Below are 18863 nucleotides of genomic sequence, written 5' to 3'. Positions count from 1 at the left end.
GTCGAGGGAGAGGATCCCGCGACCGGGCCGTCCCGGCGTCGGGTCAGACCACCGAGCCCGTCAGGCGCTCCCCGGGTCCCTGCCCCGGGGCGTCGGGTACCGGCGACGCCTCCCGGAACGCGAGCTGCAACGAGCGCAGACCGTCGCGCAGCGAGCGGGCGTGCTGACCGCCGACGTCCGGGGCCGACGCCGTGATCAATCCCGCCAGCGCGGTGATGAGGATGCGCGCCTCGGCCAGGTCGAGGTGCCCCTCGGCCTCGGCGTCCTCGGCCAGCCCGCACTTGACGGCGGCCGCGCTCATCAGGTGCACGGCGGCGGTCGTGACCAGCTCGACCGCCGGCACCTCGGCGATGTCGCGGGTGGCCGCGGCAGCGGGGTCGGCGGCGGGCGGGGGAAGGGGCGTGTCGCGCTCGGACGAGCTCTCGGACGTCATGCTGCTACCCTGGCATCCGACCGACCGGCTCTTCTCGTCGGCCCGTCGCACGCCCCGCCCGAGCATCGTGCCTGTTCACCAGGACCGAGGCCAGGGCCGTGGTCGGTGACCGGGACCGCCGTCGAGGGTCGGAACGTGAAGCGGAGGCCTCCTCCCACCCGCGGTGCCCTGAGCATCGTCGGGTCCCCGGTCCCTCGCCCGCCCCGCGGGCGGGTCAGCGGTGCCGTCGTCCGACGCCTCGTCGGTCGTGGTCCCGCCGGATCAGGCTGGCCTCCGTGCACGTCCGTGCGTGGGGGCCTTCTCCATGTCCGGCGGAAGACCCGACGACGAAGGAGCACCACATCAGCGAGCCCCGCATCAACGACCGCATCCGTGTTCCCGAGGTGCGGCTCGTGGGCCCCAACGGGGAACAGGTCGGGATCGTGCGCGTCGAGGACGCGCTGCGGCTCGCCGACGAGGCCGGTCTCGACCTGGTCGAGGTGGCCCCGCAGGCGCGGCCCCCGGTCTGCAAGCTCATGGACTTCGGCAAGTACAAGTACGAAGCCGACATGAAGGCCCGCGAAGCCCGCAAGAACCAGACGAACACGATCCTCAAGGAGATCCGCTTCCGTCTGAAGATCGACCCGCACGACTACGCCACCAAGAAGGGCCACGTCGTCCGGTTCCTCTCGGCGGGGGACAAGGTCAAGGTGATGATCATGTTCCGTGGTCGCGAGCAGTCGCGTCCGGAGATGGGTTTCCGTCTCCTGCAGCGCCTCGCGGAGGACGTGGCCGACCTCGGCAGCGTGGAGAGCTCCCCGCGCCAGGACGGCCGCAACATGGTCATGGTCATCGGGCCGCACAAGAAGAAGGCCGAGGCCAAGGCCGAGGAACGCCGCCGCAAGGACGCCGACGCCCAGGCCCAGAGCCAGGCGCAGGCGAGCACCGCCGAGGTTCCGGCCGCCACGGACGCGAGCCCCGCCCCGGAGCAGACGGCCACCCCGGCCCCCTGAACCGCACCCCTGGTCCGACCCGTCACGGCGGGTCGGCCCGGATCGAACCACAGACCAGGAGAACGACGTGCCCAAGAACAAGACCCACTCCGGGACCAAGAAGCGCATCCGCGTGACCGGCTCCGGCAAGCTCATGCGCGAGCGCACCAACAAGCGCCACCTGCTCGAGGTCAAGTCCAGCAAGCGGACCCGTCGGCTGTCCCAGGACGCCGTCGTCGCCCCGGCCGACGTCAAGAAGCTCAAGAAGCTGCTCGGCCGCTGAGCCGCCGCTTCCCGACCACACCCCGCTGAGCGGGCCCGCCGGTCCACCGGACGAGGTCCCCGCTCGCGCCCGATCACCTAGGAGTTCCCCGTGGCACGCGTCAAGCGCGCAGTCAACGCCCAGAAGAAGCGTCGTACCGTCCTCGAGCAGGCCAGCGGCTACCGCGGCCAGCGCTCGCGGCTGTACCGCAAGGCGAAGGAGCAGGTCACCCACTCCCTCGTCTACGCCTACCGCGACCGCAAGGCGCGCAAGGGCGACTTCCGGCGTCTCTGGATCCAGCGCATCAACGCTGCGGCCCGCGCCGAGGGTCTGACCTACAACCGCTTCGTGCAGGGCCTCAAGGCCGCCGGCGTCGAGGTCGACCGTCGCATGCTCGCCGAGCTCGCCGTCTCCGACGCCGCCGCGTTCTCGGCCCTCGTGGCCACCGCCAAGGCGGCCCTGCCGGCCGACACCAGCGCGCCGGCCGCCCAGGGCTCCGCGGCCTGAGTCCCGCCCCCGCACGACCCGAGCGCCCGATCAGCCCCGTGCCCACCCCCGAACTGACCAACCCCCGGTCGGAGCGGGTCCGTGGGGTGCGGGCGCTGGCCGGGCGCTCCGTGCGTTCCCGCCGTGGCCGGTTCGTCGCCGAGGGCCCGCAGTCGGTGCGCGAGGCGGTCGCCGCCCACGCCGCCGCCGTGGCCCGGGGGGCAGGACCCGTCGTGCTGGACCTCTACGTCACAGAGAACGCGGCCCAGCGCCATCCGGAGATCCTGGAGCAGGCCCGGGGAGGGGGGCTCGACCCGGTCCCGGTCACCGAGGACGTCCTCGCTGCCATGACCGGCACCGTCACCCCGCAGGGCCTGCTGGCCGTCTGCCCGACCACCGCCGTCGGGGTCTCCCTCGACGACGTCGTCGCCGCCCGCCCCCGGTTGGTCGCCGTCCTCGACCGGGTCCGCGACCCGGGCAACGCCGGCACGGTGCTGCGGGCCGCCGACGCCGCCGGCGCCGATGCGGTCGTGCTCACCCGCGACAGCGTCGACCCGCTCAACCCCAAGTGCGTGCGCTCCACCGCGGGCAGCCTGTTCCACCTCCCGGTCGTGACCGGCCCGTCGCTGGGCGAGGTCGTCGCGGGGCTGCGGCGGGGCGGCCTGGCCGTGCTGGCCGCCGACGGCACCGGGGAGCACGACCTCGACGACCTCGCCGACGACGCCGCGCGCGCCCTGGCCCGCCCGGTGGCCTCCGGCGGGGCGGGCTCCGCACGATCGACGCCGGACCTGCGCACGCCGACGGCGTGGGTGTTCGGCAACGAGGCGGCCGGTCTCGACGACGCCGGTCGCGCCGCGGCCGACGCGGTGGTCCGGGTCCCGCTGCACGGGCGGGCCGAGAGCCTGAACCTGGCCACCGCCGCCGTCGTCTGCCTCTACGCCTCGGCCCGCGCCCAGCGGCGCGGGTGACGCGAGCCCTCCGACGCAAGGCCCCGACGCGACCCCCCCGGGGCCGATCCTGACCCCCCTTAGGGGGTCATTCCCGTTCCGCGCCCTCGCGTCGGGGGGCGGTGTGGCCGCGATGCCCTAGGTTCACCCCGTGCCCGAGGCCCCCGGCAGTGCGCCCGACCCGGGAAGCCGTGCGCGGGACGGGTGGGACCGGGTCGGTCTCGAGGACCTGCCCGACGGTGTCGTGGTGGTGGGCGGCGACGGTCGCGTGCTCGCCGTGAACCAGGCCGCGGTCACCCTGCTCGGGCGGGACCGGGCGGCCCTGGTCGGGGCCCCGGTGCGGCGGGCCCTGCCGTTCCAGGACACCTCCGGTCGACGCTGGTGGGACCTGCTGCCCCCCGACGGGCGGACCACGGAGCCGTCGGTCGAGGCGACGAGGCGGGAACGCCTGCTGCTCCTGCCGGGGGGGACCGAGGTCCTGGTCACGGTGGGTCGCGGCCGCAGCGGCCCGGGCGGACCGACCGGCACCGTCCTGGTCTGCCTGCGCGGGACCGAGGAGCGCCAGCGCGCCGAGACCGACGCGGCGGGCCTGATCGCCACCGTCGCGCACGAGCTGCGCTCGCCGCTGACCTCGGTCAAGCAGTTCACCGCGACGCTCCTGCGCCGCTGGGACCGGTTCAGCGACGACCAGAAGCGGTTGATGCTCTCCACGGTCGAGGCCGACGCCGACCGCGTCACCCGTCTCGTGGGTGACCTGCTCGACGTCTCCGGGGTCGACAACGGTCGGCTGCGCGTGCACCGGCGTCCCTTCGACCTGCCCGAGCTGGTCCGCTCCCACGTCGAACGGCTCGTGCTGGCCGGCTACGACGACGACCGTTTCCAGCTGCGGCTGGGGCCCGACCTGCCCGAGGTGTGGGCCGACCCCGACCGGATGGCGCAGGTGGTCACGAACCTGGTGGAGAACGCGGTCCGGCACGGGGCCGGCACCGTCACGATCGACATCGCCCACGACCGCGCGGCCCACGACCTCGTCCTCACCGTCGACGACGAGGGCGAGGGCATCGAGGAGGAGAACCGGCCCTACGTGTTCAGCAAGTTCTGGCACGGCGGGGCCCGCAGCGGCACCGGGTTGGGCCTCTACGTCGTGCGTGGCCTGCTCGAGGCCCACGACGGCTCGATCGAGGTGGGCCGTTCCCCCGCCGGGGGTGCCCGGTTCGAGGTCCGGCTGCCCGTGGGGGAACCGGCCGCGGCGGTCCGGGGCTGACGTCCGTCACCGACCGGGCGGCGCGGGCACCGACGGGGCGGCGCGGGCGGCGACGGGGAACTCCGTCGAGACCGGTGGGGCCCGTCTGGGAGGATCGCCCCAGCGACATCGCCCCACCGTCATCACCGTGAGGATCATCCGTGCCCAGCGACGCGTCCGACGCTCCCGACTCGCCCGACGCCGCTCTCGTGGAGGAGGCGGCCGTGGCGGCCGCCCTCACCGAGGCCCTCGCCGCGGTGCAGGCCGCGGCCGACCTCGAGGAGCTCAAGGCGGTCCGGCTCGCCCACGGCGGCGACCGCAGCCGGTTGGCCCTGGCCAACCGCGCGATCGGGGCGCTGCCCGGCCCGCAGAAGGCCGCGGCCGGCAAGCGCGTGGGGGCGGCGCGCGGCCGCTTCGCCCAGGCGCTGGCCGCCCGGACCGAGGTGCTGCAGGCCGAGCACGAGGAACGGGTCCTCACCACCGAGTCCGTGGACGTCACGCTCCCCGCCCGCCGTACCGAGCCCGGGGCGCGGCATCCGCTGCCGCTGCTCGTGGAGCGCGTGTCCGACGTCTTCACCGCCATGGGCTGGGAGATCGCCGAGGGCCCCGAGGTCGAGGCCGAGTGGTTCAACTTCGACGCGCTGAACTTCGACGAGGACCACCCGGCCCGGCAGATGCAGGACACGTTCTACGTCGCCGGCGCCGACGGGTCGCCCGAGGGCTCCGGTCTCGTCCTGCGCACCCACACCTCCCCGGTGCAGGCGCGCTCGCTGCTGGGGCGCGGGGTCCCGCTGTACGTGGTCTGCCCGGGCAAGGTGTTCCGCACCGACGAGCTGGACGCCACGCACACCCCGGTGTTCCACCAGCTCGAGGGCATCGCCATCGACGAGGGCCTCACGATGGCCCACCTCAAGGGCACCCTCGACCACTTCGCCCGGGCCATGTTCGGCGAGAGCGTGCAGACCCGGTGGCGGCCCTCGTACTTCCCGTTCACCGAACCCAGCGCCGAGCTGGACCTGCGGTTCTCGCTCGACGCGCAGAACTCCGCGAAGGGTCCCGGACGCGGCTGGATCGAGTGGGGTGGCTGCGGCATGGTGAACCCGAACGTGCTGCGGGCGTGCGGGATCGACCCCGAGCGGTACCAGGGTTTCGCGTTCGGGATGGGGATCGAACGGACCCTGATGTTCCGCAGCGGGGTCACCGACATGCGCGACATGGTGGAGGGCGACGTCCGGTTCAGCCGGGCCTTCGGTGTCGAGGACCTGTCGTCCTCCGGGGTGGCGTCGGTCCTGGCCGCCGCCGCTGCCGCCGCCGCCGACGTCGCCGTGAACGAGGAGAAGATCTGATGCGCGTCCCGTTGCGCTGGCTCGCCGAGCACGTCGACCTGGAACCGGGCTCCCGCGGGGCCGAGGTGGCCGCCGCCCTGGTCCGGGTCGGTCTGGAGGAGGAGGGGATCCACACCGGGGACGTGACCGGCCCGCTGGTGGTGGGCGAGGTCCTCGAGCTGGTGAAGGAACCCCAGAAGAACGGCAAGACCATCAACTGGTGCCGGGTCGACGTCGGCCCGGAGCACAACGAGGCCGATCTCGACCACGCGCAGGGCTCGCGCGGGATCGTCTGCGGTGCGCACAACTTCGTCGTCGGCGACCACGTCGTCGTGGCCCTCCCCGGGGCGGTGCTCCCCGGGGGGTTCGCCATCGCCGCCCGCAAGACCTACGGCCACGTCTCCGACGGCATGATCTGCTCCAGCCGGGAGCTGGGACTGGGCGACGACCACGACGGCATCCTCGTGCTGGCCCAGGCCCGGCCCGGCGTGGCGACCGTCCCCGGTCAGGACGCACTGGCCCTGCTCGGTCTGGACGAGGAGACCGTCGAGGTCAACGTCACCCCGGACCGGGGCTACTGCTTCAGCGTCCGTGGCCTGGCCCGCGAGTACGCCCACGGCGTCCGCCGACCGGTCGCCGAGGTGTTCCGCGACCCGGCCCCCGCCGAGGTGGCCGCCCCGGTCGGGCCGGGGCCGGCGGTCCGGCTCGAGGCCGACCCGCCGCTGCGGGGGCAGGTCGGGTGCGACCGGTTCGTCGCCCGGGCGGTCCGCGGGGTCGACCCGGCGGCGGCCTCCCCGGCCTGGATGACCGAACGGCTGCGCCAGGTCGGGATGCGACCGGTGTCGTTGGTCGTCGACGTCACCAACTACGTGATGCTGGCCACCGGTCAGCCGATGCACGCCTACGACCTGGGTCTGCTCGGTGAGGCGCTCGTGGTCCGCCGGGCCCGGGCGGGGGAGAAGCTCACGACCCTCGACGGCGTCGTGCGCGACCTGCACGCCGAGGACCTGCTGGTCACCGACGAGGGGGGCCGCGCCGGGTCGACCCGCGTCCTCGGCCTCGCCGGGGTGATGGGTGGGGCCGACACCGAGGTGTCGGCCGGCACCACCGACGTGCTGCTGGAGGCGGCGCACTTCTCGCCGGTCTCGGTCGCCCGCACCGCGCGCCGGCACCGGTTGCCCTCCGAGGCGGCCAAGCGGTTCGAGCGCGGCACCGACCCGCAGCTGTGCCCGCGGGCGGCGGAGCTCGCGACCCGGTTGCTGGTCGAGCTCGGCGGCGGGCGGGCGGACGCGGCGTGGACCGACGAGTCCGCCCTCGCCCCCGCCACCGTGATCGAGCTGCCCGCCGGGTTCTGCGAACGGGTCGTCGGGGTGGCCTACTCCGCGGCCGAGATCCGCGAGGCCCTGACCGAGATCGGGTGCGCGGTCGAGGGGGCCGACGGCGCCGCCCTGACGGTGACCGTCCCGAGCTGGCGGCCCGACCTTCGGCAGAAGGTCGACCTGGTCGAGGAGGTCGCCCGCCTGAACGGGTACGACCGGGTCCCCTCGGTCCTGCCACCGGCCCCGGCCGGCCGGGGTCTGACCGCCGGCCAGCGGGCCCGCCGGTCCGCGGCCCGTGGGCTCGTCGAGGACGGGTTCGTCGAGGTCCTGTCCTACCCGTTCGTCGCCGCGAGCGTGCACGACGCGTTCCGCCTGCCCGCCGACGACCCGCGCCGGCGCACCGTGCGGCTCGTCAACCCGCTGTCGGCCGAGGCCCCCCTGATGCGGACCTCGATCCTCGACTCGTTGGTGGAGACGTTGCGCCGCAACGTGTCCCGCGGTTCTCGTGACGTCGCCCTCGTCGAGTTCGGCAGCGTGACGCGTTCGGTGGGCGGGGCGCCGGTCCCCGTCCTCGGCGTGCAGGACCGACCGGGCGAGGCCGAGCTCGCGGCCGTGGCGGCGGGGTTGCCCGAGCAGCCGCTGCACGTCGCCGGGATCCTCGCCGGTCGGCGGCGGGGGCCGGGGGTGACGTCCGACGGCTTCGCGGCCACGTCCGAGGCCGTGCTCTGGGTCGACGCCGTCGAGGCGGCGCGGACCGTCGCCCGCTCCGTCGGGGTGGGCATCGAGGTGCGCGCGGGCGACCGGGCGCCCTGGCACCCGGGCCGGTGCGCCGAGGTCCGCACCGCGGGCGGGACGCTGGTCGGCCACGCGGGGGAGCTGCACCCCTCGGTGCTCGCGACCCTGGGTCTGCCGGCCCGCACGGCCGCCTTCGAGCTGGACCTCGACGTCCTGCTGGCCGAGCTCGGTCCGCCCGTGCGCGTCGCCCCGCTGTCCACCTACCCGGCCGCGACGCAGGACGTGGCCCTGGTGGTCCCGGACACCGTGGCCGCCGCCGAGGTCGAGGCCGCGCTGCGGGCCGGGGCCGGGTCGCTGCTCGAGGACGTCCGCCTCTTCGACCTCTACCGCGGCAGCCAGGTCGGCGAGGGCCGCAGCTCCCTCGCCTTCGCCCTGCGCTTCCGGGCCCCGGACCGGACGCTGACCGCGGAGGAGGCGAGCGCGGCGCGCGACACCGCCGTCGCCGAGGCCGCCCGCCGGACGGGGGCGGTCCAGCGTGCCTGATCCGCTCGCCCCGGCCGGGCTCGCCGTCGAGGTGCTCCCGGTGGCCCTCGTCGCCGGGGCCACCGGGGGTGTCGGACGCCATCTGGCCCTGGGCCTGGCCGCCGCGGGCTGGGCGGTCGGCGTGCTGGGCCGGGATGCGGCCGCGGTCGACGACGTGGTCGAGGACGTCCGCGACGCCGGTGGTCGCGCCGTCGGGACGGCCGCGGACGTCACCGACGCCGCAGCCGTGCTGCGGGCCGTCGCCGCGCTGGAGGACGAGCTCGGACCCACCGACCTGCTGGTCAACTGCGCCGGGCGGTTGGAAGGCGAGGAGGTCGTGCCGTGGTTGGCCGACCCCGAGGAGTTCGCCGCGGTGCTGCGGGTGAACGTCCTCGGTCAGTTGCACCTCGTGCGCGCCGTGGTGCCCGGGATGGTCGTCCGCGGCGGGGGTCGGTTGGTCGACCTGTCCTCGGGGTCGGCGCACAAGGACGGACCCACCTACGCCGCCTACGCCGCCTCCAAGGCCGCGCTGTTCCGCCTCGGCGGGGCGGTGGCCGCGGCGGGCGCCGAGGTCGGGATCCGGGTCTTCGAGATGTCCCCCGGGGTGGTCCGCACCCCGATGTCCACCGCGATGGCCCAGCACGCCGAACGCACCGCGTGGACCGACCCCGCCGACGTGGTCGCGATGGTGGTGGCGATCGGGCGCGGGGAGCTCGACGCGTTCTCCGGCCGTTACCTGCGGGTGGGGCAGGACACGCCGGCCTCCCTCGCGGCCGCACCCGTGCGCGGACGGGCCCGGACGCTGGACGTCCTGCCGTGGGGACCCGACGACCCGATGGCCTGACCGACGCCCACCTCCCGGCGGGACCGGTCACCCCGACCTCTGCATGGTCAATCGTTCGGGTGTATGGTCATGCGCATGTCACAGGTGCGTGTCGCCGTCGCCGGCGCCAGCGGGTACGCCGGAGGTGAGCTGCTGCGGATCCTGCTGCAGCATCCCGACGTCGAGATCGGTGCCCTCACCGGCGCGTCCAACGCCGGGACCGCGCTGGGGGAGCTGCAACCCCACCTCTTCCCGCTGGCCGAGCGGGTGCTCGCCCCGACCACGCCCGAGGAGCTCGCGGGCCACGACGTCGTCTTCCTGGCCCTGCCGCACGGCGCCTCCGGCGAGGTGGCCGCCGCGCTGGGACCCGACGTGCTCGTCGTCGACTGCGGGGCCGACCACCGGCTGGTCGACCCCGCGGTGTGGGAACGGTTCTACGGCAACCCGCACGCCGGGACCTGGCCCTACGGCCTGCCGGAGCTGCCCCTGGCCGACGGCGGACGCCAGCGCGACCGGTTGCGCGGGGTGCGGCGCATCGCCGTCCCCGGCTGCTACCCGACCGCCGTGAGCCTCGCGCTCGCCCCGGGCTTCGTGGCCGGGCTGCTCGAGCCGACCGACGTGGTGGTGGTCGCCGCCTCCGGGACCTCGGGGGCCGGCAAGAGCCTCAAGCCCCACCTGCTCGGCTCGGAGGTCATGGGGTCGATGAGCCCCTACGGCGTCGGCGGCGGGCACCGGCACACCCCGGAGATCGAGCAGAACCTGGCCCTGGCCGGAGCGCACGCACCCCACGTGTCGTTCACGCCGACCCTGGCGCCCATGGCCCGCGGCATCCTGGCCACGGCCACCGCGCGGTTGGTCCCCGGTGTGGACCCGGCGACGGTCCGCGCCGCCTGGGAGGGGGCCTACGCCGACGAGCCGTTCGTCCGGGTGCTGCCGGAGGGCCGCTGGCCCAGCACGGCCTCGGTGCTCGGCTCGAACACCGTCGCCCTGCAGCTGGCGGTCGACGAGCACGCCGGTCGGGTCGTGGTCGTCGCCGCCGAGGACAACCTCGTGAAGGGCACCGCGGGTGGTGCCGTGCAGAGCGTCAACATCGCCCTCGGGCTGCCCGAGACCACCGGACTCACCGTCACAGGAGTGTCGCCATGACCGTCACCGCCCCGCAGGGTTTCCGGGCCGCGGGGGTGACCGCCGGCCTCAAGGCCAGCGGTCGTCCCGACGTCGCCCTCGTGGTCAACGACGGCCCGCTCGACGCGGTCGCCGCCGTCTACACGTCCAACCGCTGCAAGGCCCACCCGGTGCTGTGGAGCGAGCGGGCGTCGGCCGACGGGCACGCCCGCGCCGTGCTGCTCAACTCCGGCGGCGCGAACTGCTTCACCGGGCCCGAGGGGTTCCAGACCACGCACGCCAGCGCCGAGCTGGTCGGGGAGCTCCTCGGCTGCGGCGCGGCCGACGTCCTGGTGTGCTCCACGGGGCTCATCGGTCTGCCCCTGGACCGCGAGAAGATCGGCGCCGGGGTGCGGGACGCCGCCGCCGCGCTGGCCGTCGAGGGGGGTGCCGCGGCGGCCACCGCGATCATGACGACCGACACGGTGTCCAAGCAGGCGCTGGCCGGCGGCGAGGGGGTCGACGGCGGTCGCTTCACCCTGGCCGGCATGGCCAAGGGGGCGGGCATGCTGGCGCCGGGCCTGGCGACCATGCTCGTGGTCCTGACCACGGACGCGGTGGTCGAGGCCGACGAGCTCGACACCGCGCTGCGGGCCGCGACCCGCGTCACCTTCGACCGGCTCGACTCCGACGGGTGCATGTCGACCAACGACACGGTGATCCTCATGGCCTCCGGCGCCTCGGGGGTGCGCCCGGCCCCGGGCGCCCTGGCCGAGACCCTGACCGCCGTGTGCGCCGAGCTGGCGCGCATGCTGGTCGGCGACGCCGAGGGGGCCGACCACGACATCGCCGTCGAGGTCGTGGGGGCGGCCTCAGAGGACGACGCCGTCGCGGTGGGTCGCTCGGTGGCCCGCAACAACCTGTTCAAGGCGGCGGTGTTCGGCAAGGACCCGAACTGGGGTCGGGTGCTGGCCGCGGTCGGGACGACCGCGGCAAGCTTCGACCCCGACCGGTTGGACGTGTCGCTCAACGGCGTCATGGTCTGCCGCTCGGGCGCCCCCGGCGACGACGCGTCCCTCGTCGACCTCGCGCCGCGCGAGGTCCGGGTCCTCGTCGACCTCAAGGCCGGTCCGCACACGGCGACCGTCTGGACCAACGACCTCACCCACGCCTACGTCCACGAGAACAGCGCCTACTCCTCATGAGCCTGCCCGAGAACCCCCGCCCGGACGACGACGTCGCCGACGTGCCGGCCGAGGTCGCCGCCGACAAGGCCGCGGTGCTGGTCGAGGCGCTGCCCTGGCTGCAGCGCTGGCACGGCGCGCTCGTCGTCATCAAGTACGGCGGCAACGCCATGGTCGACGACGACCTCAAACGGGCCTTCGCCGAGGACGTGGTGTTCCTGCGCACGGCCGGGCTGCGCCCCGTCGTCGTGCACGGCGGCGGGCCCCAGATCAGCGCCATGCTGGGGCGGCTCGGCATCGCCAGCGAGTTCCGCGGGGGGCTGAGGGTGACCACGCCGGAGGCCATGGACGTGGTCCGCATGGTGCTCACGGGGCAGGTCAGCCGGGAACTGGTCGGCCTCCTCAACGCGCACGGTCCGCTCGCGGTCGGGTTGTCCGGCGAGGACGCGGGTCTGCTCCGCGCGGTCCGCCGTCCGGCGCTCGTCGAGGGGGAACCGGTCGACGTCGGCCTCGTCGGCGACGTCGTCGGGGTGGACCCCGCCGCGGTCAACGATCTGCTCGACGCCGGTCGCATCCCCGTCATCTCGACCGTGGCCCCCGAGGTCGACGCCGAGGGTCGCCGGATCGAGGGGTCCGTCCTCAACGTCAACGCCGACACCGCCGCCTCGGCCATCGCGGTGGCGCTCGGGGCCCAGAAGTTCGTGGTGATGACCGACGTCGCCGGGCTCTACGCCGACTGGCCGAACCGGGACTCTCTGGTCTCCGAGATCGGGGCCGGGGAGCTGGAGGCGCTGCTGCCCAGCCTGCAGTCGGGGATGGTCCCGAAGATGGAGGCCTGCCTGCGAGCGGTGCGGGGCGGTGTGCCCCGGGCCACCGTCATCGACGGGCGGGTGGGGCACTCGGTGCTGCTGGAGGTCTTCACCACCTCCGGCGTCGGCACCATGGTGGTGCCGTGAGCACCGCCGGGACCGAGGACGGAGCAGGAGCAGGAGCGGGACGAGAGGGACGCGACGACGTGGAACTGGTCGAGAAGACCGACGCCCTGCCGGTCACCGAGGGCGGGGCCCAGCACTGGTTGGATCGCCACGGGGCCGCGGTCATGGGCAACTACGGTGTGCCGCAACGGGTCCTGGTGCGCGGCGAGGGGCCCTGGGTGTGGGACGCCGACGGCGTCCGTTACCTCGACCTGCTGGCGGGCATCGCGGTCAACGTGCTCGGTCACGCCCACCCGTTGCTGACCGCCGCCGTCACGTCCCAGCTGGCCACGCTCGGGCACGTCTCGAACTTCTTCGCGACCGCGCCGAACATCGCCCTTGCCGAGAAACTCCTGCAGATCTCCGACGCCCCGCAGGGGTCGCGGGTGTTCTTCTGCAACTCCGGAGCCGAGGCCAACGAGGCCGCGTTCAAGATGGCGCGGCGCACGGGTCGGACCAAGGTCGTCGCCGCCGTGCACGGTTTCCACGGCCGGACGATGGGGGCGCTCGCGCTGACCCACAAACCCCAGTACCGGCTCCCGTTCGAACCGCTGCCGGGCGGCGTCGAGCACGTCCCCTTCGGCGACGCGGGGGCGCTCGGCCGGGCCGTCGAGGGAGCCACCGCAGCCGTCGTGCTCGAACCCGTCCAGGGCGAGGGCGGCGTCCGCCCGGCCCCGCCGGGCTACCTCCAGGCCGCCCGGGAGATCACGCGCCGGCACGGGGCCCTGCTGGTCCTCGACGAGGTCCAGACAGGAATCGGCCGCTGCGGGGCCTGGTTCGCCCACCAGCGCCCCGAGCACGCCGACGCCGACGGCCGGGCGGTCCGGCCCGACGTCATCACCCTGGCCAAGGGACTGGGCGGGGGCATCCCGGTGGGGGCGGCGATCGCTCTCGGGGAGCACTCGGCCGCCCTGCTGGGGGCCGGTCAGCACGGCACGACGTTCGGGGGCAACCCGATCGCCTCGGCGGCCGGCCTCGCGACCCTGCACGCGATCGAGCGCGACGGCCTGCTGGCCCACGTGGAGCGGGTCTCGACGCGGCTGGTCGAGGGCATCCGCGCGCTGCGGCACCCGGAGGTCGCCGAGGTGCGCGGGGTCGGGCTGCTGCTCGCGATCGGGCTGGTCCGACCGATGGCCCCGGCCGCCGTCGCCGCCGGGCTGCAGCGCGGGTTCATCACCAACGCGGTCGCCCCCGACGCCCTGCGCCTGGCCCCCCCGCTGATCCTCACCGAGGAGCAGGCCGACCTCTTCGTCGCCGCCCTGCCCGCCATCCTCGACGACGCCGCCGCGACGCACACGAAGGGTTCCTGATGGTCCGCCACTTCCTGGCCGACGACGACCTCTCCCCGGCCGAGCAGGCCGAGGTCCTCGACCTCGCCGCCCGCGTCAAGGCCGACCGCTTCGCGCACCGGCCGTTGGCCGGACCGCGGACCGTCGCGCTGCTGTTCGACAAGCCCTCCACCCGCACACGCGTCTCGTTCTCGGTCGGCGTGGCCGAGCTCGGCGGCTCGCCCCTGGTCATCGACGCCGCGGGGTCGCAGCTGGGTCGCGGCGAACCGGTCGCCGACACCGCTCGCGTCCTCGGACGCCAGACCGCGGCCGTCGTCTGGCGCACCTTCGCGCAGTCCGACATCGAGGAGATGGCCGCCCACGCCGGGGTCCCGGTGGTGAACTCCCTCACCGACGCCTTCCACCCCTGCCAGATCCTCGCCGACCTGCAGACGGTGGCCGAGCACAAGGGCGCCCTGCCGGGGCTGACCCTGGCCTACGTCGGCGACGGGGCCAACAACATGGCCCACTCCTACGCCCTGGGCGGGGCCACGGCCGGGTTGCACGTGCGCATCGGCACCCCGGCCTCCGACCTGCCCGACCCGGCGGTGATCGCCCGGGCGCAGGCGGTCGCGGCGGGTACCGGCGGCTCGGTGACGGTCACCCACGACCCGGTCGAGGCCGTCGCCGACGCCGACGTCGTCGCGACCGACACCTGGGTCTCCATGGGGGAGTCGGCCAAGGGCGACCGGATGGAACGATTCGCGCTGACCGCCGGGCTGCTGGCCCGGGCCCGTCCGGACGCGATCGTGCTGCACTGCCTGCCCGCCTACCGCGGCAAGGAGATCGCCGCCGAGGTGATCGACGGTCCGCAGTCGGTGGTGTGGGACGAGGCCGAGAACCGGCTGCACGCGCAGAAGGCCCTGCTGATCTGGTTGCTGGAGAACTCGTGACCGTGCCGGCGTCGGGCGCGACGCCGGGGTCCTCGGGGCCCGGGGCCGGGACCAAGGCGCACCGGCACGCGCGGATCGGCGCCGTCCTCGTCTCCGAGCCGGTGCGTTCGCAGACCGAGCTCGCCATGCACCTGGCCGCCGAGGGTCTCGTGGTCACGCAGGCGACGCTCTCGCGCGACCTGGTCGAGCTCGGGGCGGTCAAGGTGCGCGACCACGCCGGCGGCCTGGTGTACGCGCTGCCCGCCGAGGGCGGCGACCGCACCCCGCGGGTGGGCCTGAACCGCGAGGTCCTGGACGCCCGGCTCGCGCGCTGGTGCGAGGAGCTGCTGGTCTCCGCGGAGAGTTCGGCCAACCTGGTCGTGCTGCGCACCCCGCCGGGGGCCGCGCAGTTCCTGGCCTCGGCGGTGGACCACTCGATCATGCCCTCGGTGCTCGGCACGATCGCCGGGGACGACACCGTGCTGGTGATCTGCCGCGAGCCCGACGGGGGGGCCGCGGTCGCCGACCGGTTCTTGGGCCTGGCCCGCCGCGAACCGGAGACCGAGGCGGGCCCTGACCCGGAGACCCCGGTCCCCCCGCCGTCGGAACCGCCGGCGGAACCGTGACCAGGTTCGGTGCAGGAGTGAGCGGGCCGGGAACCGGTCCGTCGGGGGAGGGTGGGCACCCACCCGTCGAGACACGAGGAGTTCGGGAGCACATGGCGCAGACGCAGGGCGAGAAGGGTCTCTGGGGCGCGAGGTTCGCCTCGGGACCGGCCGCGGCGATGGCCGCGCTGTCGAAGTCGACGCACTTCGACTTCCGGTTGGCCCGGCACGACCTCGCGGGGTCGCGAGCCCACGCCCGGGTGCTGCACACGGCCGGACTGCTCGACGAGGCGACCCTGGCCGCCCTGCTGGCCGGTATCGACGGCTTGGAGGCCGACGTGGTGTCCGGGGCCTTCGTCCCCGCGGAGGAGGACGAGGACGTCCACTCGGCCCTGGAACGGGCCCTGGTGGACCGGGTCGGGCCCGAGGTCGGCGGCCGGCTGCGGGCCGGGCGTTCCCGCAACGACCAGATCGCGACGCTGCTGCGGATGTTCCTGCGCGAGCACGCCCGCGTCGTCGCCGACCTCGTGCTCGACGTGGTCGAGGCGTTGTTCGCGCAGGCGGCGGCGCACCCCGGGGCGGCGATGCCGGGGCGGACCCACCTGCAGCACGCGCAACCGGTCCTGCTCGCCCACCACCTGCTCGCCCATGCCTGGCCGCTGCTGCGCGACGTGGAACGCCTGCGCGACTGGGACGCCCGGGCCGCGGTGTCCCCCTACGGGTCCGGAGCGCTGGCCGGGTCCTCCCTGGGGCTCGACCCGGCCGCCGTGGCGACCGAGCTCGGGTTCCGGCGCAGCGTCGAGAACTCCATCGACGGCACCGCCTCGCGCGACGTCGCCGCCGAGTTCGCCTTCGTGGCGGCCATGATCGGGGTGAACCTCTCACGCATCTCCGAGGAGGTCATCGCCTGGGCCACCAAGGAGTTCTCCTTCGTCACCCTCGACGACGCCTGGTCGACCGGGTCGAGCATCATGCCGCAGAAGAAGAACCCCGACGTGGCCGAGCTCGCCCGTGGCAAGGCGGGTCGCCTCATCGGTGACCTGACCGGGTTGCTCGCGACGCTCAAGGGCCTGCCCCTGGCCTACAACCGGGACCTGCAGGAGGACAAGGAGCCGGTCTTCGACGCCGTCGACACCCTGGAGATCCTGCTGCCCGCGGTCGCCGGGATGGTGGGGACCCTGCGGTTCCACACCGATCGCATGGCCTCGCTGGCCCCGCAGGGTTTCGCCCTGGCCACGGACGTCGCCGAATGGCTCGTGCGCGAGGGGGTGCCGTTCCGGGTGGCCCACCAGGTCGCCGGCGCCTGCGTCCGTCGGTGCGAGGAGCGCAGCGCGGCCGAGGACCGTTCGGTCGAGCTGTGGGACCTCACCGACGCCGACCTCGCGGGCGTCTCCGAGCACCTGACCCCGGCCGTGCGCGCGGTGCTCAGCCTGGAGGGCTCGCTCGCGTCGCGGGACGGGGCGGGCGGGACCGCGCCGGTCCGGGTCGCCGAGCAGCTCGAGGCCGCCCGGGCCGTCGCGGCCGGGCACCGCGCCTGGGTGCGCGGCTGAGCCCCGAGGAACCGCTGCCCCGGTCGTTCTACGCCCGCGACGCGGTGACGGTGGCGGGCGACCTCGTGGGACGCGTCGTGCGCCACCGCACCGCCGAGGGGGAGGTGGCGGTGCGGCTGACCGAGGTCGAGGCCTACCGGGGGGCGGACGACCCCGGTTCCCACGCCTACCGGGGGCCGACGCCGCGCACCACGGTGATGTTCGGGCCCGCAGGCTTCGCCTACGTGTACTTCAGCTACGGCATGCACTGGTGCGCCAACGTCGTCTGCGGGACCGAGGGGACGGCCGCGGCGGTCCTGCTGCGGGCCGGGGAGGTGGTCGCCGGTCTGGAGCTCGCCCGGTCCCGGCGCCCGGCCGCCCGCCGCGACGCCGAGCTGGCCAGGGGGCCGGCCCGGTTGACCCGAGCCCTCGGGATCGGCCGCGCCGAGAACGGCCGCGACCTCTGCGCCGGGGGCCCGCTGGGCCTGCACGCGGGTGCACCGGTCACGGCGGCGGCGAGGGTGTGGGGACCGCGGGTGGGGTTGAGCGCCGGCGCCGACATCCCCTGGCGCGTCTACGAGCTGAACTCGCCGACGGTGTCCGCGTACCGTGGCGGCGGGCGACGGTCGCCCGGTCCGACGACCTGAGGGAGCACAACCGACGTGAGCGACGTCTGGGACGAACTGAAGTGGCGGGGCCTGGTGGCGCACTCCACCGACGAGGCCGCGTTGCGGGAGGCACTCAGTTCGGGGCCGCTCACCTACTACGTGGGCTTCGACCCGACCGCCCCGAGCCTGCACGTCGGCCACCTGGTCCAGATCCTGACCGTCCGCCGCCTGCAGCAGGCCGGGCACCTGCCGCTGATCCTCGTCGGGGGGGCGACGGGCCTGATCGGCGACCCGCGCCCGACCAGCGAGCGGACCATGAACTCCCCGGAGACGGTCGCCGGATGGGTCGGGAAACTCCAGCGGCAGATCGAGCCGTTCCTCGAGTTCTCCGGTCCGGCCCCGGCCCGGATGGTCGACAACCTGGACTGGACCGCCGGCATGTCGGCCATCGAGTTCCTCCGCGACGTCGGGAAGCACTTCCCGGTCAACCGGATGCTCGACCGCGACGCGGTGAAGCGACGCTTGGAGTCGACCGGGATCAGCTACACCGAGTTCAGCTACGTCCTGCTGCAGAGCAACGACTACCTGCAGCTGCACCGTCGGCACGGCTGCGCGCTGCAGCTGGGCGGGTCCGACCAGTGGGGCAACATCACCGCGGGCGCGGAACTGGTCCGTCGGGTGGAGGGCCGCTCCGTCCACGCCCTGGCCACCCCGTTGCTGACGAAGGCCGACGGGACGAAGTTCGGCAAGACCGAGTCCGGTGCCGTCTGGCTGGACCCGGAGCTCACCTCGCCGTACGCCTTCTACCAGTTCTGGCTCAACGCCGAGGACGCCAAGGTCGAGGACTACCTCAAGGCGTTCTCCTTCCGCAGCCCGGCGGAGATCGCCGAGCTCGGACGCGCCGTCGAGGAGGATCCCCGGGCGCGGGCGGCGCAGCGGGCGCTGGCCGAGGACGTGACGACCCTGGTGCACGGGGCCGCGGCCACCCGGGCCGTGCAGGACGCCTCCTCCGCGCTCTTCGGCGGGTCCGACCTGGCCGGCATCGACGAAGCCATCCTCCGGGGGGCGGTGGCCGAGCTCCCGACGGCGCGTCCGGACGGCACCGGGGTGCGCGTGACCCAGCTGCTCGTGGACACGGGCTTGGCTCCGTCGCTGAGCGCGGCCCGTCGGACGGTGGGGGAGGGCGGGGCCTACGTCAACAACGACAAGGTGACCGACCCCGACGCGACGCTGGCCGACGTGACCCTGCTGCACGGCCGCTACGCGGTCCTGCGGCGCGGCAAGAAGTCCCTCGGGGCTGTGCTGCTCGAGGTCTGATCCGTTGCGGCAGTAGCGGATGCGAGCCCGACGGCCGACGGATTTGCCTCGGCCGTCGGGGCCCGCGTAATGTTCTCGATGTCGCCGGGACGGGGCAGCGGGAGGGTCTGAGGGCTTCTTCTGGGTGCTGGTTCTGGTGGTCCGGGTCTGTGGTTCAGGTCACGCGGTGTTTGGTTGTCGTGTGGTGTGGTCGCGGGTTACGGTGGGAAGGTTGTCCCTGTTGCTGCTGCTCCTGGTGGGGTGGTGGTGCGGGTGCGTCCGGTTCTTGAGAACTCA

At 74.5% G+C, this 18863-nt stretch carries 18 protein-coding genes; 17 read left to right on the top strand and 1 reads right to left on the bottom strand.

Annotation, left to right across the window (positions count from 1 at the left end; translation table 11 throughout):
• Positions 1–43: 43 nt before the first annotated feature.
• Positions 44–433, bottom strand: a complete 390-nt coding sequence (locus ACFFKU_RS06070) for a DUF1844 domain-containing protein (RefSeq protein ID WP_380136498.1) — start codon at positions 431–433, stop codon at positions 44–46.
• 341 nt (positions 434–774) lie between these two features.
• Here ACFFKU_RS06070 and infC point away from each other — a divergent pair, with 341 nt between their 5' ends.
• The 17 genes from infC (at position 775) to tyrS (ending at position 18587) form a co-directional block, all read left to right on the top strand.
• Positions 775–1425 (top strand): translation initiation factor IF-3, encoded by a 651-nt coding sequence (gene infC / locus ACFFKU_RS06065; RefSeq protein WP_380136574.1) that lies wholly within the window; start codon positions 775–777, stop codon positions 1423–1425.
• Between the two features lie 67 nt (positions 1426–1492).
• Entirely contained in the window at positions 1493–1687 is a 195-nt protein-coding gene (rpmI, locus tag ACFFKU_RS06060) for a 50S ribosomal protein L35 (RefSeq protein ID WP_380136497.1), read from the top strand.
• A 90-nt stretch (positions 1688–1777) separates the two neighbouring features.
• On the top strand, positions 1778–2173 hold the full coding sequence (gene rplT / locus ACFFKU_RS06055) for a 50S ribosomal protein L20 (RefSeq protein ID WP_380136496.1): 396 nt from the start codon (positions 1778–1780) through the stop codon (positions 2171–2173).
• Positions 2174–2211: 38 nt separating this feature from the next.
• The gene (locus tag ACFFKU_RS06050) at positions 2212–3120 is read left to right on the top strand and encodes a TrmH family RNA methyltransferase (protein WP_380136495.1); all 909 of its coding nucleotides are present in this window, start codon (positions 2212–2214) and stop codon (positions 3118–3120) included.
• Between the two features lie 130 nt (positions 3121–3250).
• Positions 3251–4363 (top strand): sensor histidine kinase, encoded by a 1113-nt coding sequence (locus ACFFKU_RS06045; RefSeq protein WP_380136493.1) that lies wholly within the window; start codon positions 3251–3253, stop codon positions 4361–4363.
• 140 nt (positions 4364–4503) lie between these two features.
• A complete protein-coding gene (gene pheS / locus ACFFKU_RS06040; protein WP_380136491.1) occupies positions 4504–5688 on the top strand; it encodes a phenylalanine--tRNA ligase subunit alpha in 1185 nt (394 codons plus the stop codon).
• Positions 5688–8264, top strand: a complete 2577-nt coding sequence (pheT, locus tag ACFFKU_RS06035; RefSeq protein ID WP_380136490.1) for a phenylalanine--tRNA ligase subunit beta — start codon at positions 5688–5690, stop codon at positions 8262–8264. The genes pheS and pheT overlap by 1 nt, the downstream gene beginning before the upstream one ends.
• Positions 8257–9087: an SDR family NAD(P)-dependent oxidoreductase gene (locus ACFFKU_RS06030; protein WP_380136489.1), complete on the top strand. Its 831-nt coding sequence runs from the start codon at positions 8257–8259 to the stop codon at positions 9085–9087. Before pheT ends, ACFFKU_RS06030 begins: the two co-directional genes overlap by 8 nt.
• Positions 9088–9162: 75 nt before the next feature.
• Complete coding sequence (argC, locus tag ACFFKU_RS06025; RefSeq protein WP_380136487.1) at positions 9163–10212, top strand: N-acetyl-gamma-glutamyl-phosphate reductase; 1050 nt, start codon at positions 9163–9165, stop codon at positions 10210–10212.
• Positions 10209–11375, top strand: coding sequence for a bifunctional glutamate N-acetyltransferase/amino-acid acetyltransferase ArgJ (gene argJ / locus ACFFKU_RS06020; RefSeq protein ID WP_380136485.1), 1167 nt, complete (start codon positions 10209–10211; stop codon positions 11373–11375). Before argC ends, argJ begins: the two co-directional genes overlap by 4 nt.
• On the top strand, positions 11372–12310 hold the full coding sequence (argB, locus tag ACFFKU_RS06015; RefSeq protein ID WP_380136484.1) for an acetylglutamate kinase: 939 nt from the start codon (positions 11372–11374) through the stop codon (positions 12308–12310). The genes argJ and argB overlap by 4 nt, the downstream gene beginning before the upstream one ends.
• A gap of 59 nt (positions 12311–12369) precedes the next feature.
• Positions 12370–13638: an acetylornithine transaminase gene (locus tag ACFFKU_RS06010; protein WP_380136572.1), complete on the top strand. Its 1269-nt coding sequence runs from the start codon at positions 12370–12372 to the stop codon at positions 13636–13638.
• Entirely contained in the window at positions 13638–14549 is a 912-nt protein-coding gene (argF, locus tag ACFFKU_RS06005) for an ornithine carbamoyltransferase (protein ID WP_380136483.1), read from the top strand. The genes ACFFKU_RS06010 and argF overlap by 1 nt, the downstream gene beginning before the upstream one ends.
• Entirely contained in the window at positions 14546–15154 is a 609-nt protein-coding gene (locus ACFFKU_RS06000; protein WP_380136481.1) for an arginine repressor, read from the top strand. The genes argF and ACFFKU_RS06000 overlap by 4 nt, the downstream gene beginning before the upstream one ends.
• Before the next feature lie 92 nt (positions 15155–15246).
• On the top strand, positions 15247–16683 hold the full coding sequence (gene argH / locus ACFFKU_RS05995; RefSeq protein ID WP_380136479.1) for an argininosuccinate lyase: 1437 nt from the start codon (positions 15247–15249) through the stop codon (positions 16681–16683).
• On the top strand, positions 16668–17309 hold the full coding sequence (locus tag ACFFKU_RS05990; protein ID WP_380136571.1) for a DNA-3-methyladenine glycosylase: 642 nt from the start codon (positions 16668–16670) through the stop codon (positions 17307–17309). The genes argH and ACFFKU_RS05990 overlap by 16 nt, the downstream gene beginning before the upstream one ends.
• A gap of 15 nt (positions 17310–17324) precedes the next feature.
• Positions 17325–18587, top strand: a complete 1263-nt coding sequence (tyrS, locus tag ACFFKU_RS05985) for a tyrosine--tRNA ligase (protein WP_380136478.1) — start codon at positions 17325–17327, stop codon at positions 18585–18587.
• Positions 18588–18863: the final 276 nt, after the last annotated feature.

Origin of the sequence: Kineococcus gynurae (genome assembly GCF_042433995.1) — a bacterium.
In the GTDB taxonomy this organism is placed as follows: domain Bacteria; phylum Actinomycetota; class Actinomycetes; order Actinomycetales; family Kineococcaceae; genus Kineococcus; species Kineococcus gynurae.
The sequence above is the reverse complement of the archived record's forward strand: the minus strand, read 5'-3'. Positions and strand labels throughout refer to the sequence as shown.